At 65.5% G+C, this 15503-nt stretch carries 14 protein-coding genes; 9 read left to right on the top strand and 5 right to left on the bottom strand.

Translation table 11 applies throughout. The features are described 5' to 3' along the window. Positions 1–33 precede the first annotated feature (33 nt). Positions 34–774: a crotonase/enoyl-CoA hydratase family protein gene (locus tag I6F36_RS10845; RefSeq protein ID WP_225112095.1), complete on the bottom strand. Its 741-nt coding sequence runs from the start codon at positions 772–774 to the stop codon at positions 34–36. A gap of 86 nt (positions 775–860) precedes the next feature. Here I6F36_RS10845 and I6F36_RS10840 point away from each other — a divergent pair, with 86 nt between their 5' ends. Then, entirely contained in the window at positions 861–1442 is a 582-nt protein-coding gene (locus I6F36_RS10840; RefSeq protein ID WP_225171418.1) for a TetR/AcrR family transcriptional regulator, read from the top strand. Positions 1443–1482: 40 nt separating this feature from the next. On the opposite strand, the gene I6F36_RS10835 is transcribed toward I6F36_RS10840, so the two are convergent. Both I6F36_RS10835 and I6F36_RS10830 read right to left on the bottom strand, forming a co-directional pair. Then, complete coding sequence (locus I6F36_RS10835) at positions 1483–1674, bottom strand: hypothetical protein (protein WP_225139163.1); 192 nt, start codon at positions 1672–1674, stop codon at positions 1483–1485. A 23-nt stretch (positions 1675–1697) separates the two neighbouring features. Then, positions 1698–2162 (bottom strand): hypothetical protein, encoded by a 465-nt coding sequence (locus tag I6F36_RS10830; protein ID WP_225146845.1) that lies wholly within the window; start codon positions 2160–2162, stop codon positions 1698–1700. 535 nt (positions 2163–2697) lie between these two features. Here I6F36_RS10830 and I6F36_RS10825 point away from each other — a divergent pair. The 6 genes from I6F36_RS10825 to I6F36_RS10800 all read left to right on the top strand — a co-directional run bounded on the left by I6F36_RS10825 (position 2698) and on the right by I6F36_RS10800 (position 10909). After that, on the top strand, positions 2698–2787 hold the full coding sequence (locus I6F36_RS10825) for a K(+)-transporting ATPase subunit F (protein ID WP_035698142.1): 90 nt from the start codon (positions 2698–2700) through the stop codon (positions 2785–2787). A 111-nt stretch (positions 2788–2898) separates the two neighbouring features. Beyond that, the gene (gene kdpA / locus I6F36_RS10820; protein WP_225171417.1) at positions 2899–4602 is read left to right on the top strand and encodes a potassium-transporting ATPase subunit KdpA; all 1704 of its coding nucleotides are present in this window, start codon (positions 2899–2901) and stop codon (positions 4600–4602) included. Between the two features lie 24 nt (positions 4603–4626). Further along, entirely contained in the window at positions 4627–6744 is a 2118-nt protein-coding gene (gene kdpB, locus I6F36_RS10815) for a potassium-transporting ATPase subunit KdpB (RefSeq protein WP_225171416.1), read from the top strand. A 109-nt stretch (positions 6745–6853) separates the two neighbouring features. Continuing rightward, entirely contained in the window at positions 6854–7459 is a 606-nt protein-coding gene (locus I6F36_RS10810; protein ID WP_225171415.1) for a K(+)-transporting ATPase subunit C, read from the top strand. A gap of 40 nt (positions 7460–7499) precedes the next feature. Further along, positions 7500–10223, top strand: a complete 2724-nt coding sequence (locus tag I6F36_RS10805) for a sensor histidine kinase KdpD (protein ID WP_225171414.1) — start codon at positions 7500–7502, stop codon at positions 10221–10223. Beyond that, complete coding sequence (locus I6F36_RS10800; protein WP_109144771.1) at positions 10220–10909, top strand: response regulator transcription factor; 690 nt, start codon at positions 10220–10222, stop codon at positions 10907–10909. Before I6F36_RS10805 ends, I6F36_RS10800 begins: the two co-directional genes overlap by 4 nt. Before the next feature lie 120 nt (positions 10910–11029). Here the strand turns inward: I6F36_RS10800 and I6F36_RS10795 are convergent, their stop codons facing one another. Beyond that, positions 11030–11914, bottom strand: a complete 885-nt coding sequence (locus tag I6F36_RS10795) for a Ku protein (protein WP_225171413.1) — start codon at positions 11912–11914, stop codon at positions 11030–11032. A 118-nt stretch (positions 11915–12032) separates the two neighbouring features. On the opposite strand from I6F36_RS10795, the gene ligD reads away from it, so the two are divergent. After that, positions 12033–14708 (top strand): DNA ligase D, encoded by a 2676-nt coding sequence (gene ligD / locus I6F36_RS10790; protein ID WP_225171412.1) that lies wholly within the window; start codon positions 12033–12035, stop codon positions 14706–14708. Positions 14709–14839: 131 nt separating this feature from the next. Here the strand turns inward: ligD and I6F36_RS10785 are convergent, their stop codons facing one another. Next, positions 14840–15004 (bottom strand): DUF3309 family protein, encoded by a 165-nt coding sequence (locus tag I6F36_RS10785; protein WP_009798696.1) that lies wholly within the window; start codon positions 15002–15004, stop codon positions 14840–14842. Positions 15005–15184: 180 nt separating this feature from the next. Between I6F36_RS10785 and I6F36_RS10780 the strand changes: the two genes are divergently transcribed. Further along, positions 15185–15502 (top strand): polyhydroxyalkanoic acid system family protein, encoded by a 318-nt coding sequence (locus I6F36_RS10780; RefSeq protein ID WP_036007246.1) that lies wholly within the window; start codon positions 15185–15187, stop codon positions 15500–15502. Position 15503 lies beyond the last annotated feature (1 nt).

Genomic DNA, 15503 nt, shown 5'->3' with positions numbered 1-15503 from the left:
TTGGGCAACGCCTTTTCCGCGGGATAGCCGACCTCAACCGGGCAGCGCGACTGCGCTGCGCGCGCGGTTGCTTGCCTCATAGGCAGCCATGGTCAGCTCGCGATCGATCGCCGCGCGCATGGCGTCCATGGCTCCCCGGCGCAGGCGCCGCTTTGCCGTGGCATGCGACGGCTTGTGGATGGCGCGCAGGCCGGTGATGATCGTCTCGATCGTGGCGTCGACCATCTCAGGTGTAACCACGCGATCGAGAAAGCCGGCCGTCTGCGCCTCCCCGGGTTCGTACATCTCGCCAAGCGTGACGGTACGGCTGAGCCAGGCCGGATGCAGCCGGCTGCGCGCGAGCTCGATGGCAAAGCTGGGAGGCGCGATGCCGATCGCCACCTCGTTCAGCCCCATGCGGTGCGGTCCGCGCGCGCCCAGCCTGACGTCGCAGGCGAGCAGCAGGAACGTTCCCATCGGGTAAGCATGGCCCTCCATCACGCCGATGGTCGGATGCGGAAACGACATCAGCCGCAGCGCAAGCTCGGCGCCGGCCCGGACCATCTCGAGGCTCTTGGCGGCATCGCCCGAGGCGAACACTTTCAGATCGAAGCCCGCGGAAAAGATGCCTGGCCGGCCCGAGCGCAGCACCACGATCTCCGCCTCCGTCTCGGCGCGGTCGAAGGCGGCGCCGATCTCGCCCAGCATCGCGGCCGACATCACGTTGACCTTGCCGTCGTCGAGCCCGATCCGCGCCACGCCGTCGTTCAGTTCATAGGTCACTCTCTCAGGCATCTGCCTCTCTCCGTCAGTTGTCATGCCTTGACTGTCGGAGGCTGATGTAGACCAATCAATATAATTTCCGAGCGGAGGAGAGTGCCATGCCGGCCGTGCCGAAGCACCGTCAGCCCATCATCAATGCCGCGCTGACGCTATTCCGCCGCCAGGGATTTGCCCGCTCCGGCCTCAACGACATCGTCGACGTGAGCGGCGCGCCGAAGGGGTCGCTCTATCATTACTTTCCGGACGGAAAATCCTCGATCGCGGTGGCGGCGGTGGAGGAGGCGGGCCGCCGCGTCGCGGCGACGGTCGCCGAGCTCGCGGCAGAGTGCGGCTCGACCGGCGAGCTCTTGCGCGCGCACGCCAGACTGCTGGCAGGCTGGATGCAGGGCTCCGGCTTCCGCAACGGCTGCCCGATCACGACCGTGCTGCTCGAGCTGGCGCCGCGCGAGCGCGCCGTGTCGGAGGCCGGTCGCAAGGCCTATGCGGCACGGCTATCGATCCTGCGTGACAAGCTCGTCGCCGACGGGTTTGCCAGGCCGCGGGCGGAGGCGCTGGCGGTGCTCTGCACGTCGGCGCTCCAGGGCGCGCTGATCCAGGCCCGCGTCGAGCGCAGCGGCCGGCCGATCGAGGTCACCGCGTCGGAGCTGGCGCGACTGATCGAGGCGGAGGTGAGGAGCTAGACGCCGAGGCCGCGAAAGATCATCACGTCCGCAATGCCGGTCAGGCCTGGAGATGCCACATATGGATTGCGGTCCTCAGCGCGATCAGCGCGGTGAGCACGCTGCCCATCGACAGCATGGCCAACCCATGCAGGGCGATACGCTCGAGCCGAGCTTTGCGCAGCTTCGATATGGGCAACTGCTGTTCAGCCCTCAGACGGGGTCGCTCAAAGCCGAGAATCGGCGTCGGCATTTCTCGTGTCCTTTCAGATGCGTCTAGCGGGAATTGTGGCAGGCGACCGGCTCGTAAAGCGGATCCAGCATAGGGCGCACCGACGGAACGCTCGGCCGCGACACTTCGATGGCCAGCGTTCGGACTTCGACGAAGGCCGACAACAGAGAGAGCGCGAGGTCGGCATGGCGCGCATCGACCGCGGAATCCAGCCAGTCCGGCAGCTCGCGCTCGCGCGACAGCGCGCAATGCCACTCGCCGTCATCGTAGGCGATGCGGCGGACCTGCCACATCGGCAGCTCGAGCTCCAGCAGCGCCAGCGCCGCATCGGCCCAGGCTTCCGCATCGATCAGGCCCACGACGCGGGCTGCGCGTTCGCTCCGGCCCAGCGACGGCAAGCGTCGGCAGGCGCGACCGATGATGTCGAGCATCAGCGGCCGCGTCATTGAATGGGCCTTGCGCAGCTGCTCGGCGAGCGAGGGGAGATCGAGCGGGTGGAGAGCGGTCATATCAGGCCTCCTGGAATTGGCGTCGGTCAGTCGGCCGGCCTCGCCAAGATGGCCTGGAGGGCATTTGAAAACGAGAGAGGGTTCGGGTGAGAGATATAAGGATTCCATAAGCGGCCTCCTCAGGATGAGGCTCGTCGGCGTCAGTGCCCGCTGAAACTATGGCCGCGCACTCCGCCCTCATCCTCAGGAGCCCGCCCCAAGCGGGCGTCTCGAAGGATGGCTGCGGGGAAAGCTCTCAGGCGCGAGCCCTGCGCCGGGACGGGCCGGCCTTTATGAGATTCCTATAACGTCGCCATAGGTCTCATCTCGAAAACCTATGGGCGCGGTGGCACTTCAGCGCGGTGAAGTTCCCGCCCGTGCCGCGCTCGATCGCAGCAAGCGGCCCGCCGGGATCCAGAGACGGGCTATGCCGGACATCGTCTCTCCTAAGGAGTATCGCCATGATGGACCTTTTGATGCTGGCGCTGGGCTTCTTCTTCTTTGCCCTCGCGATCGGCTACACCTACGCCTGCGAACGGCTGTGAGGGAGCGGACCATGATCTTCGATTATGCGCTCGCCGGCGCCGTCTCGTTCGGCCTCCTGATCTATCTCACCTATGCACTGCTGCGGCCCGAGCGGTTCTGACGCCGTGCTGCTGCTCGCAAAATTGCTGCTGGCCGACGCTGCTCGTCGCGGGCCTGCTCGCGCTGCTCCTGCCGCTTTTGCGCCGGACCAAAAGCCTGAAGGGTTAATGCCATGACTATGATCGGTTGGTTCCAGATCATTCTCTATTGTGCGACTATCGTCGCGCTGACCAAGCCGCTGGGCTGGTACATGACGCGCGTGTTCAACGGCGAGCGCACCTTCCTGTCGCCTGTCCTGCGGCCGATCGAGGCCGGCATCTACTGGATCTCCGGCGTCGACGAGAAGCGCGAGCAGCACTGGCTGACCTACACGGTCGCGATGCTGCTGTTCCATGTCGCTGGCTTCCTCATCATCTACGGCCTGATGCGGCTGCAGGCCGTGCTGCCGTTCAATCCAGCCGGCCAATCCGCGGTCGCCGAGGATCTGTCCTTCAACACCGCGATCTCCTTCATCACCAATACCAACTGGCAGAACTACGGCGGCGAGAGCACGCTGTCCTATCTGACCCAGATGGTCGGCCTGACGCACCAGAATTTCCTGTCGGCGGCGACCGGCATCGTGCTCGCTGTCGCGCTGATCCGCGGCTTTGCCCGCGCCTCTGCTCGAACCGTCGGCAATTTCTGGGTCGATATGACCCGCTGCACGCTCTATATCCTGCTGCCGATCTGCATCGTCTACACGCTGTTCCTGGTCTGGCAGGGCATCCCGCAAACGCTTGGCGACTACGTCGAAGCGACCACGCTCGAGGGCGCCAAGCAGACCATCGCGGTCGGCCCAGTGGCCTCGCAGGTCGCGATCAAGATGTTAGGGACCAATGGCGGCGGCTTCTTCAATGCCAATGCCGCTCACCCCTTCGAGAACCCGACCGCGCTGTCGAATTTCGTGCAGATGCTGTCGATTTTCGCGCTCGGCGCGGCGCTCACCAATGTGTTCGGCCGCATGGTCGGCAACCAGCGCCAGGGCTGGGCGATCCTCGCCGTGATGGGCGTGCTGTTCGTCGCCGGCGTCGCCGTTTGCTATTGGGCGGAAGCCAACGGCACCACGACCCTGCATGCACTCGGCCTGACCGGCGGCAACATGGAGGGCAAGGAAGTCCGCTTCGGCATCGTTGCGTCCTCGCTGTTCGCGGTGATCACCACCGCCGCGTCCAGCGGCGCCGTGAACGCCATGCACGACAGCTTCACCGCGCTCGGCGGCATGATCCCGCTGATCAACATGGAGTTAGGGGAGATCATCGTCGGCGGCGTCGGCGCCGGCCTATACGGCATGCTGCTGTTCGTCGTTCTCGCGATCTTCGTCGCAGGCCTGATGGTCGGCCGTACGCCGGAATATGTCGGCAAGAAGATCGAGGCCCGCGAGGTCAAGATGGCGATGCTCGCGATCCTGATCCTGCCGCTGATGATCCTGGGCTGGTCGGCCGTCGCGGTCGTGCTTCCCACCGGCGTTGCCTCGATGGCGAATGCGGGCCCGCACGGCTTCTCGGAAGTGCTCTACGCCTATACGTCGCAGACCGCCAACAACGGCTCCGCCTTCGCCGGCCTGACCGGCAACACCCCGTTCTACAACCTAACGGGCGCATCCGCGATGTTCGTCGGCCGCTTCTTCATGATCGTGCCGGCGATGGCGATCGCAGGCTCGCTCGCGGCCAAGAAGTCGATCCCGCCGTCGATGGGCACTTTCCCGACCACCGGAGGCCTGTTCGTCGGCCTCGTCGTCGGCGTCATCCTGATCATGGGCGGCCTGACCTTCTTCCCGGCGCTCGCACTCGGTCCCATCGTCGAGCATCTCGCGATGAACGCCGGCAACGTCTTCTGATTTTCGCTTTTCGGAGTGACCTCCATGGAACCTGTCCACAAATCCAACAAGCGCATGCCGGTCTCGGCGATGCTGGATCCCAAGATCGTGATGCCGGCGATCGGCGCTGCCTTCACCAAGCTCGATCCGCGCTCCATGATCAAGAACCCTGTGATGTTCGTGGTCGAGATTGTGGCCGCGCTCACCACCGTGATCTTCCTGCGCGATCTCGTCACCGGCGGGGAGAATCTCGGCTTCACCTTCCAGATCATCCTCTGGCTGTGGTTCACCGTGCTGTTCGCCAATCTCGCCGAAGCCGTGGCCGAGGGCCGTGGCAAGGCGCAGGCCGAGACGCTGCGCAAGACTCGCACCGAGAGCCAGGCCAAGCTCTTGAGCGGCGCGGGCCGTGACTACAAGCTCGTGTCAGGCGCGAGCCTGAAGGTCGGCGATCTCGTGCTGGTCGAGGCGGGCGACACCATCCCCTCGGACGGTGAGGTGATCGAGGGCGTCGCCTCCGTCAACGAGGCCGCCATCACCGGCGAATCCGCGCCCGTGATCCGCGAATCCGGCGGCGACCGTTCGGCGGTAACAGGCGGCACGCAGGTGCTGTCGGACTGGATCCGCGTCCGCATCACCGCCGCGCAGGGCGCGACCTTCATCGACCGCATGATCAAGCTGGTCGAGGGCGCCGAGCGGCAGAAGACGCCGAACGAGATCGCGCTCAACATCCTGCTCGCCGGCCTCACCATCATCTTCGTGTTCGCCACGGTGACGATCCCGAGCTACGCCGCCTATGCCGGCGGCTCGATCTCGGTGGTCGTGCTGGTCGCGCTGTTCGTGACGCTGATCCCGACCACGATCGGTGCGCTGCTGTCCGCGATCGGCATCGCCGGCATGGACCGCCTGGTGCGCTTCAACGTGCTGGCGATGTCGGGTCGCGCGGTCGAGGCCGCCGGCGACGTCGACACGCTGCTGCTCGACAAGACTGGCACCATCACGCTCGGCAACCGGCAGGCGACCGCCTTCCGTCCCGTGCGCGGCGTCACCGAGCAGGAGCTGGCGGATGCCGCCCAGCTCGCCTCGCTGGCGGACGAGACGCCGGAAGGCCGCTCCATCGTCGTGCTGGCCAAGGAGAAGTACGGCATCCGCGGCCGCGATATGGCCGAATTGGGTGCGACCTTCGTTCCGTTCACGGCGCAGACCCGCATGAGCGGCGTCGACGCCGGCGGCTCGTCGGTGCGCAAGGGCGCGGTCGATGCGATGCTGAACTATGTCGGCCGCGGTGCACCGCTGGCGGTTACCTCGGGCAGCACCGCGCGTGCCCTTCAGCCCGGCGGGCTCTCTGAGGTTGGCCGCGAGATCCAGACCATCGCCGATGAGATCTCGAAGGCCGGCGGCACGCCGCTGGCGGTCGCCAAGGACGGAAAGCTGCTCGGCATCGTCCAGCTCAAGGACATCGTCAAGGGCGGTATCCGCGAGCGCTTCGCCGAACTGCGCCGCATGGGCATCCGCACCATCATGATCACCGGCGACAACCCGATGACGGCGGCCGCCATCGCCGCGGAAGCCGGCGTCGACGATTTCCTGGCGCAGGCAACGCCCGAGGACAAGCTGAAGCTGATCCGTGACGAGCAGGCCAAGGGCAAGCTGGTGGCGATGTGCGGCGACGGCACCAACGACGCGCCGGCGCTCGCCCAGGCCGACGTCGGCGTCGCCATGAACACCGGCACGCAAGCCGCCCGCGAGGCCGGCAACATGGTCGATCTCGATTCCAACCCGACCAAGCTGATCGAGGTGGTCGAGATCGGCAAGCAGCTCCTGATGACGCGCGGTGCGCTGACGACGTTCTCGATCGCCAACGACGTCGCCAAGTATTTTGCGATCATCCCGGCGATGTTCCTGGCGTTCTACCCGCAGCTCAACGTGCTCAACGTCATGAACCTGTCGAGCCCGCAGAGCGCCATCCTGTCGGCGATCATCTTCAACGCGCTCGTCATCATCGCGCTGATCCCGCTCGCGCTGAAGGGCGTCGCCTATCGCGCCGTCGGTGCCGGCGCACTGCTCCGCCGCAACCTCCTGATCTACGGGCTCGGCGGCATCGTCATTCCCTTCATCGGCATCAAAGCGATCGATCTCGCGGTGACCGCCTTGCATTTGGCATAACCGGTCATTGCGAGGAGCTCTTGCGACGAAGCAATCCAAACTGCCTCCGTGGAAAGACCCTGGATTGCTTCGCTTCGCTCGCAATGACGGAAGACATAGGAGACCCAGCATGCTCAGAGAAATCCGCCCCGCCATCGTCCTCTTACTGGCGCTCACCGCCATCACGGGCCTTGCCTATCCGCTCGCCATGACCGGCATTGCCGGCGCGCTGTTTCCCGTGCAGGCGCAAGGCAGCCTGGTCGAGAAAGACGGCAAGGTGATCGGCTCCGCCCTGATCGGTCAGGCGTTTAAGGACGACAAGTACTTCCACGGCCGCCCCTCGGCGACGCTGGCGCCGGACCCGAACGATTCGACCAAGACGGTGCCCGCGCCCTACAACGCCGCCAATTCGGGCGGCTCCAATCTCGGTCCGACCAGCAGGGCGCTGGCCGACCGGCTGAAGGAAGATGTGGACAAGCTCAGGCGCGAGAATCCGAACGCCTCGGTGCCGGTCGACCTGGTGACGACGTCGGCCAGCGGCCTCGACCCCGACATTTCGCCGGAAGCCGCGCAACTCCAGGTGCCGCGCGTGGCGAAGGCGCGCAATCTGCCGGACGGTCAGGTCAGGCAGCTCGTGGCCGCCAACACCGAAGGCCGTCTGCTCGGCTTCCTCGGCGAGCCCAGGGTCAACGTTCTGGCGCTGAACCTCGCGCTCGATCGGATCGCCGCGAAGTAGCCGTCTAGGCTGGCAATGTACGGATGATTATACTGGCAAGATGGTCCGAGAGCGCCGCGATCCCGAACAACGTCCGTCACCGGAGGCCCTGCTGGAAGCGGCGCGCCGGGAGGAGGGTGCGAGCGGCAGGCTGAAGATCTTCGTCGGCGCCGCTCCCGGCGTCGGCAAGACCTATGAGATGCTGCAAAGCGCCCAGGCCAAGCGCAAGGCCGGCATCGATGTCGTGGTCGGTTTCGTCGAGACCCATGGCCGCGCCGAGACCGAGGCGCTGGTGCGCGGCCTCGAAGTGGTCCCGCGCAAGAGGCTGGACTACCGCGGCCAGATCGTCGAGGAGATGGACCTCGACGCGGTGATCGCGCGGCGGCCGCAGATTGCGCTGGTCGACGAGCTCGCCCACACCAATGCGTCCGGAAGCCGCCATCCCAAGCGCTATCTCGACGTCGAGGAGCTGCTCTCGCACGGCATCGACGTCTATACCGCCGTCAACATCCAGCACATCGAGAGCCTGAACGACGTCGTTGCCCAGATCACCCATGTCCGGGTGCGCGAGACCGTGCCGGATTCGGTGTTCGACCGCGCCGACGCGATCGAGCTGATCGACCTCACGCCCGACGACCTGATCCAGCGCCTGAAGGAGGGCAAGGTCTATGTGCCCAAGCAGGCCGAGCGGGCGCTGGAGCATTATTTCTCGCCAGGCAATCTCACGGCGCTGCGCGAGCTCGCACTGCGGCGCACCGCCGAGCGGGTCGACGAGCAGCTGCTCAACCACATGCAGGCGAATGCGATTCCGGGGCCCTGGGCCGCGGGTGAGCGCATCCTGGTCTGCGTCAGCGAGGACCCGCGCGCGGCCGGCCTCGTGCGCTACACCAAGCGATTGGCCGACCGGCTGCATGCGCCGTTCACCGCGATTTCGATCGAGACGCGGCGATCGCTGCAATTGTCCGACGAGGAGCGCGATCGGCTGGCCGATACGCTGCGGCTCGCGGAATCGCTCGGCGGCGAAGCCTTGACCATTCCCGCCGTCGGCCGCCGCATCGCTGACGATCTCATCGGTTTCGCGCACGGCAACAACGTCACCCAGATCGTGATCGGCAAGTCGACGCGCTCGCGCTGGTTCGAGATGACACGCGGCTCGGTCGTGCACGATCTGGTGCGCCGCGCGGGCAATATCAGCGTTCACGTCATTCCCGGCAACGAGCTTTCCGGAGAGGCCGCGCCCAAGATGGCGGTGCAGACCGCCGCACGATCCGAGCCGTTCGATCCCTTGCCTTTTCTCAAGGCGCTTGGGATCGTGCTTGTGGGTCTCGGCGCTGCCAAGCTGATCCAGCCCTATTTCGGCATCGAGAACGTCGATCTCGTGCTGCTGACCTCGGTCGTCGCGGTTGCCGTGCGCTACGGCCTGTGGCCCTCGCTGTTGGCCACGGTGGCGGCTTCGCTCTGCTACAATTTCTTCTTCATCCCGCCGATCTACACCTTCACGATCACCGACCCGACCAATGTCGCCGCTTTCGTGCTGTTCATGGTGGTGGCGATGATCGTCTCCAATGTCGCGGCGCGCGTGCGCATCCAGGCCGACACCGCGATCGGCCGGATCAGGATGACCGAGCAGCTCTATGCCTTCAGCCGCAAGCTCGCCGGCACCGCCACGCTGGACGACGTCTTGTGGGCCAGTGCCTACCAGACCGCATTGATGCTGAAGGTCCGCGTGGTGCTGCTGTTGCCGGATGAAGGCCTGCTGACGGTGAAATCAGGCTATCCGCCCGAGGACGAGCTCGACCAGGCCGATCTTGCCGCCGCCAACTGGGCCTGGAGCAACGATCGTCCCGCCGGCCGCGGCTCGGACACGTTGCCGGGCGCCAAGCGGCTGTTCCTGCCGATGCGCACCGGGCGCGGCCCGATCGGCGTCATCGGCATCGACAACGACCGCTCCGGCCCGCTGCTGACGCCGGACCAGCGCCGACTGCTCGATGCGCTGGTCGACCAGGGCGCGCTCGCGATCGAGCGTGTGCTGCTGGTCGAGGACATGGACCGCGTCAAGCGCACCGTCGAATCCGAGCGGCTGCGCTCGGCGCTGTTGACCTCGATCTCGCACGATCTGAAGACGCCGCTCGCCTCGGTGCTCGGCGCGGCCTCCACCATGCGCGATCTCGCGGGCGCGCTCTCGGACACCGAGAAGCGCGATTTGCTCGCCACCGTGATCGACGAATCCGAGCGGCTCAACCGCTTCATCGCCAATCTGCTCGACATGACCAAGCTCGAATCCGGCGCCATCGTGCCCAACACAGCGCTGCACGATCTCAGCGAGATCGTCGGCAGCGCGCTCCGGCGCGCCAGTAAGATCCTCAGCCGCCACAAGGTCGAGCTGATGCTGGCCGCCGATCTGCCGATGCTCCAGCTCGACGCCGTGCTGTTCGAGCAGGTGCTGTTCAACCTGCTTGACAATGCCGCGAAATACGCGCCCCCCGAAACCACGATCTCGATCCGCGGCCGGCGCGACAGCGCTCATGTCGTGCTCGCGGTCGTCGACGAGGGCGCCGGCATTCCACCGGACGAGCTCGAGAGCGTATTCGACAAGTTCTATCGCGTGCAGAAGGGCGATCACGTCCGTCCCGGCACCGGGCTCGGGCTTGCCATCTCGCGCGGCTTCGTCGAGGCGATGCGCGGCACGATCTCCGCCGCCAATCGCAGCGAGCGGAGCGGCGCGGTCCTCACCATTCGCCTGCCGGTTCCGGCAGAGAGCCACGCATTGGATACCGCCGCATGAGCGCTGCTCCGATCAAGGTCCTGGTCATCGACGACGAGCCGCCGATCCGCAAATTGCTGCGAATGGGGCTGACGACCCAGGGCTACGAAATCCTGGAAGCGCCGAACGGCAAGACGGCGCTGGAGAAACTTGGCGAGGAGCCGGCGCTGATCATTCTCGATCTCGGCCTGCCCGACGTTCAAGGCCATGAGCTGCTCCGCACCATCCGCGCCCGCAACGACGGCGTGCCGATCGTGGTGCTGTCGAGCCGCGGCGACGAAGCCGGCAAGGTGCAGGCGCTCGATCTCGGCGCCGACGATTATCTCACCAAGCCGTTCGGCATGGAGGAGCTGCTGGCGCGCCTGCGCGCCGCGCTGCGTCACCAGCTTCAGGTCAAGGGCGAACGCCCGGTGTTCCGCACCGGCGATCTCTCGGTCGATCTCGTCCGCCGCATCGTCAAGGTCGGGGAGCGCGAGGTGAAGCTCTCGCCGAAGGAATATGACCTGTTGCGGGTGCTGGTGCAGCACGCCGGCAAGGTGCTCACCCACCGCTTCCTGCTGAAGGAGCTGTGGGATGAATTGACCGACGCGCAATATCTGCGCGTCTATGTCCGCCAGCTTCGCCAGAAGATCGAAGCCGATCCGGAGCGGCCGCAATATGTGCTGACGGAGACGGGGATCGGGTATCGGCTGAAGGCTGGGGAATAGACCCCGGCTGTCATTCCGGGACGCGCCCGTTGGCGCGGGCCCGGAATCCATTTCTCTGCCCGTCGCGCTTGGCACGATGGATTCCGGGCTCGATGCTTCGCATCGCCCCGGAATGACGAACTAACCCGCCTTCCTGTGCCTTGCCGTCGACCGGTGCGCCTTCTTCGCGCTGCGGTGCCGTCCGGTCGCGCGCCGCGCGTGCGACTTCGCCGCCGACTTCTTCCCGCCGCGTCCCTTCAGGCTCTGCTTCAGAGCGTCCATCAGGCTGACGACGTTGCTCGGCCGTTCCTCGGGCTCGGGCAGCTCGATCTTCTTGCCGCTGGCCTTGCGCTTCACCAGGGCCTTCAACGCGTCCTCGTATTCGTCCTTGAACTTGCTGGGATCGAAATGCGCCGCCTTGGTCTGCAGGATGTGGCCGGCGAGCTCGACCATGTCCTTGGTGATCTTCGGGCTCTTGATGTCGTCGAAGAACTGGTCCTCCTCGCGCAGCTCGTAAGGGAAGCGCAGCGTGGTGCCGAGCAGGCCCTTGCCGCGCGGCTCGATCGCCATGACGTGCTCGCGATTGGTCAGAACGATCTTAGCGAGCGCCACGCGCTCCTGGTCCTTCATGGCGTCGCGGATCACCGCGAAGGCGTCGACCGCGGCCTTGCCGTCGGGGGCGATGTAGTAGGGGTGGTTGAGGAAGCGCTGGTCGATCTCCTCGCGCGGCACGAAGCTCTCGATATCGATGGTGTGATTGCTCTCGATCTGGACCGCCTCGAGCTCCTCCGGCTCGATCTCGATGTACTTGCCCTTGCGCACTTCGTAGCCGCGGCCCTTCTGGTCGCTCTCGACGACGTCACCGGTCTCGGAATCGATCATCTGCTGCTTGAGCCGGTTCCCGGTCTCGCGGTTGATCAAGTGAAACCGCGTCTTCTCGGCCGCGGTGGTCGCCGGATAGAGCACGACCGGGCAACTGACCAGCGACAGCTTCAACGTTCCCTTCCAGTAGGCGCGCGGGGCCATTCCATTCTCCAGCGTTTTCAAGGCGTTTTGGAACCCCAACCGTCCCATCGGGTTTTGGTTCCGGGCGGGACTTTCGCCGTGATAGGCTTCAAGTGCCGAACGAGAAGCGGGACCGGACGTGCTGCAGAAACTCTCCACCTACCGACAGAAGCGGGACTTCGAGAAGACGCCGGAGCCTTCGGGCAAGACCGCCGTGGCGCCATCGAAACAGCGGCGCTTCGTCATCCAGAAGCATGATGCGACCCGGCTGCACTACGACCTCCGGCTCGAATTCGACGGCGTGTTCAAGTCCTGGGCGGTGACGAAGGGGCCTTCGCTTGATCCCCACGACAAGCGGCTGGCCGTCGAAGTCGAGGACCATCCGCTCGATTACGGCGATTTCGAAGGCACGATTCCGGAAGGCCAGTACGGCGGCGGCACCGTGATGTTGTGGGACCGCGGCACCTGGGAATCGGACGATCCGGAGGCCGGCTTCAAGAAAGGCGACCTGAAGTTCACGCTCCATGGCGACAAGCTGCAGGGAAGCTGGGTCTTGGTGCGGATGCGCAACCGCGGCGGCGAGAAGCGGACCAACTGGCTCTTGATCAAGCATCGTGACGAGTATGTCCGCGAAGGCGCGGACAACGATATTCTCGAGCAGGACAAGTCCGTCGCCTCGGGCCGGGCGATGGAACAGATCGCGGAGGGAAAGGGCCGCGCGCCGAAGCCGTTCATGCTGGCGAAGGGGACCAAGGGCAAGGCCGACGCGGTCTGGCAGTCCAACCGCGCGGAAGAGACGAAAGGGCGGACGGTGAAGCCGTCGCCGCGCACCGCGTTGAAGGGCGGCAAAGCGGCGAAGAAAACTGCCGCGACCGCGGCGAGGGCTAAGACGGTGTCTGAGATGCCGGATTTCGTTGCGCCGCAGCTCTGCACGCTGGTCGAGCGGCCGCCCGGAGACGAGGGCTGGTGCCACGAGATCAAATTCGACGGCTATCGCGTCCAGCTCCGGGTCGAGGACGGCGAGGCGACGCTGAAGACGCGCAAGGGACTCGACTGGACCAGCAAGTTCGCCTCCATCGCCGAGGAAGCCGCCGCGCTGCCGGACGTGATGATCGACGGCGAGATCGTCGCGCTCGACCATAACGGCGCGCCGAACTTCTCCTCGCTGCAAGCTGCGCTGTCCGATGGCAAGACCGACGACCTGATCTTCTTCGCCTTCGATCTGCTCTTCGCGGAAGGGCAGGACTACCGTCGGCTGCCGCTTGGGGAGCGCAAGGCGCAGCTCAAGAAGCTGCTGGAAGCGCGCAAGCGGAAATCGACTCAGATCCGCTATGTCGAGCATTTCGAGAGCGGCGGCGATGCCGTGCTGCAATCGGCCTGCAAGCTCGAGCTCGAAGGCGTCGTGTCGAAGAAGCTGAATGCGCCGTATCGTTCGGGGCGCACCGAGAGCTGGGTCAAATCGAAATGCCGCGCCGGCCACGAAGTGGTGATCGGCGGTTACAAGACCACCAACGGCAAATTCCGCTCCCTGATGGCAGGCGTGCAGCGCGGCGATCATCTCGCCTTCGTCGGCATGGTCGGTACCGGCTTTGGCGCTGATAAAGTCAAGCGCATCATGCCGGCGCTGAAGGCGATTGAGAGCAAGGAAAGCCCGTTCGGCGGCAAGAACGCGCCGAAGAAGACGCGGGACGTGCATTGGCTGAAGCCCGAGCTCGTCGCCGAAATCGAGTTCGCGGGCTTCACGGCCGACGGCAATATTCGCCAGGCGGCCTTCAAGGGCTTGCGGCAGGACAAGGCGGCGGAGGAGGTCGAGGCCGAGACGCCCGTCGACACCGAGCTCGCCGAGCCCCGGGCCAGGAAGGCGGCGCGCACCAAGGCGGGCGGGCGCTCGAAGCAGGCCGCTCAAAATGCCGAGGTCATGGGTGTCGTCATCTCCAAGCCGGACAAGGAGCTCTGGCCGGATGACGGCGATGGTGGTGCCGTCACCAAGCTGGATCTTGCCCGCTACCTCGAAGCCGTCGGCGAATGGATGATCGTGCATCTCAAGGGCCGGCCCTGTTCGCTGATCCGCGCGCCCGACGGCATCAAGGGCGAGTGCTTCTTCCAGCGCCATGCGATGCAGGGAACGTCGAACCTTCTTGAGCTCGCGCGGGTCTCCGGCGACCGCAAGCCGTATCTTCAGATCGACCGGATCGAAGGGCTCGCCGCGGTGGCGCAGATCGGCGGCGTCGAGCTGCATCCCTGGAACTGCGCGCCCTATGCCTATGACACCCCGGGCCGCCTGGTGTTCGATCTCGACCCCGCCCCCGACGTGGACTTTGCCGACGTGGTCGAGGCGGCCAAGGAGATGCGGCAGCGGCTCGCCGATATCGGCATGGACAGCTTCTGCAAGACCACCGGCGGCAAGGGCCTTCACGTCGTGGTGCCGCTGCTCCATGGCGCGCGCGACAAGGTGAGCTGGAAGGAGGCCAAGGCCTTTGCGCAAGGCGTCTGCCAGTGGATGGCGGACGACGATCCCGAACGCTATCTGCTCAACATGTCGAAGAAGCTGCGCAGGGGAAAGATCTTCCTGGATTATCTGCGCAACGACCGCATGTCGACGGCGGTGGCCCCGTTGTCGCCGCGCGCGCGCGCCGGCGCGCCCGTGTCGATGCCGGTCACCTGGGCGCAGGTGAAGAGCGATCTCGATCCGAAGCGCTATACGCTGCGCACCGTGCCGGCCCTGCTGGCGCGATCGAAGGCGTGGGAGGGGTATGAGGATGCAGCCGTGTCAATCAAGGCCGCGATCAAGAAGCTGGCGGGGAAGGTGAAGTAGGTCTGTCGCTGTTGCGCCGAAGGCAGGTCTCGTAGGGTGGGCAAAGCGAAGCGTGCCCACCACCTTCTTTCGTTCGAACGAAGAGGTGGGCACGGCGCATTGCGCCTTTGCCCATCCTACGAAGTCTGCATCTAGATCCTTCCCATCAGGATCAGGATCAGCAGAATGACGATGACGAGCCCGAGGCCGCCGCCGCCGTAATAACCGGTGCCGTAGAACGGCCCGCCGCCGATGCCGCTGAAGCCGCCGAGCAGGGCGATGATCAAGATGATCAGAATGATCGTGCCGATTGACATACGAATCTCCTCCAGCCCTTCGTAAGAAGGGTCATTGCAAACCTGTCCCGTTGTGCGGGAGCAACTTGCCGTAGGTTGTAAAGTTCCGACCTTGAAACACGGCCGGGGGATCAACTTGCATGGAACCTTTGTTGGTCGACCCGGCATGATTATGTGACGTCAGTCAGAAGAGGCAGGACCATGTCAGCACCGCTCGTCGTCTCGATTCCGCATCGTCTCGGCCGTGAGGAGGCGGTGCGCCGGCTCAAGACGGGGCTCGGCCGCGCCGCGGCGAGCATTCCCGTGATGCAGGTCGAGGAGGAACGCTGGAGCGGCGACACTATGGCCTTCCGCATCCGCGCGCTCGGCCAGGTCGCGACGGGGCAGGTCGATGTCGGCGACGATCAGGTCCGGGTCGAGGTGGTGCTGCCCTGGCTGCTGCAGCGGTTCGCCGAGATGGCGCAGGCCACGATCAGGAAGCGCGGCCAATTGCTGCTGACCAAGGACGGGGAGAAGTAAC

This window comes from Bradyrhizobium sp. BRP19, assembly GCF_020194195.1.
In the GTDB taxonomy this organism is placed as follows: Bacteria; Pseudomonadota; Alphaproteobacteria; order Rhizobiales; family Xanthobacteraceae; genus Bradyrhizobium; species Bradyrhizobium yuanmingense.
The sequence above is the reverse complement of the archived record's forward strand: the minus strand, read 5'-3'. Positions and strand labels throughout refer to the sequence as shown.

Coding starts and splice junctions, on each gene's coding strand:
- I6F36_RS10845 (WP_225112095.1), bottom strand. CDS start 774: ATGCCTGAGAGAGTGACCTATGAACTGAACGACGGCGTGGCGCGGATC.
- I6F36_RS10840 (WP_225171418.1), top strand. CDS start 861: ATGCCGGCCGTGCCGAAGCACCGTCAGCCCATCATCAATGCCGCGCTG.
- I6F36_RS10835 (WP_225139163.1), bottom strand. CDS start 1,674: ATGCCGACGCCGATTCTCGGCTTTGAGCGACCCCGTCTGAGGGCTGAA.
- I6F36_RS10830 (WP_225146845.1), bottom strand. CDS start 2,162: ATGACCGCTCTCCACCCGCTCGATCTCCCCTCGCTCGCCGAGCAGCTG.
- I6F36_RS10825 (WP_035698142.1), top strand. CDS start 2,698: ATGATCTTCGATTATGCGCTCGCCGGCGCCGTCTCGTTCGGCCTCCTG.
- kdpA (WP_225171417.1), top strand. CDS start 2,899: ATGACTATGATCGGTTGGTTCCAGATCATTCTCTATTGTGCGACTATC.
- kdpB (WP_225171416.1), top strand. CDS start 4,627: ATGGAACCTGTCCACAAATCCAACAAGCGCATGCCGGTCTCGGCGATG.
- I6F36_RS10810 (WP_225171415.1), top strand. CDS start 6,854: ATGCTCAGAGAAATCCGCCCCGCCATCGTCCTCTTACTGGCGCTCACC.
- I6F36_RS10805 (WP_225171414.1), top strand. CDS start 7,500: ATGGTCCGAGAGCGCCGCGATCCCGAACAACGTCCGTCACCGGAGGCC.
- I6F36_RS10800 (WP_109144771.1), top strand. CDS start 10,220: ATGAGCGCTGCTCCGATCAAGGTCCTGGTCATCGACGACGAGCCGCCG.
- I6F36_RS10795 (WP_225171413.1), bottom strand. CDS start 11,914: ATGGCCCCGCGCGCCTACTGGAAGGGAACGTTGAAGCTGTCGCTGGTC.
- I6F36_RS10785 (WP_009798696.1), bottom strand. CDS start 15,004: ATGTCAATCGGCACGATCATTCTGATCATCTTGATCATCGCCCTGCTC.
- I6F36_RS10780 (WP_036007246.1), top strand. CDS start 15,185: ATGTCAGCACCGCTCGTCGTCTCGATTCCGCATCGTCTCGGCCGTGAG.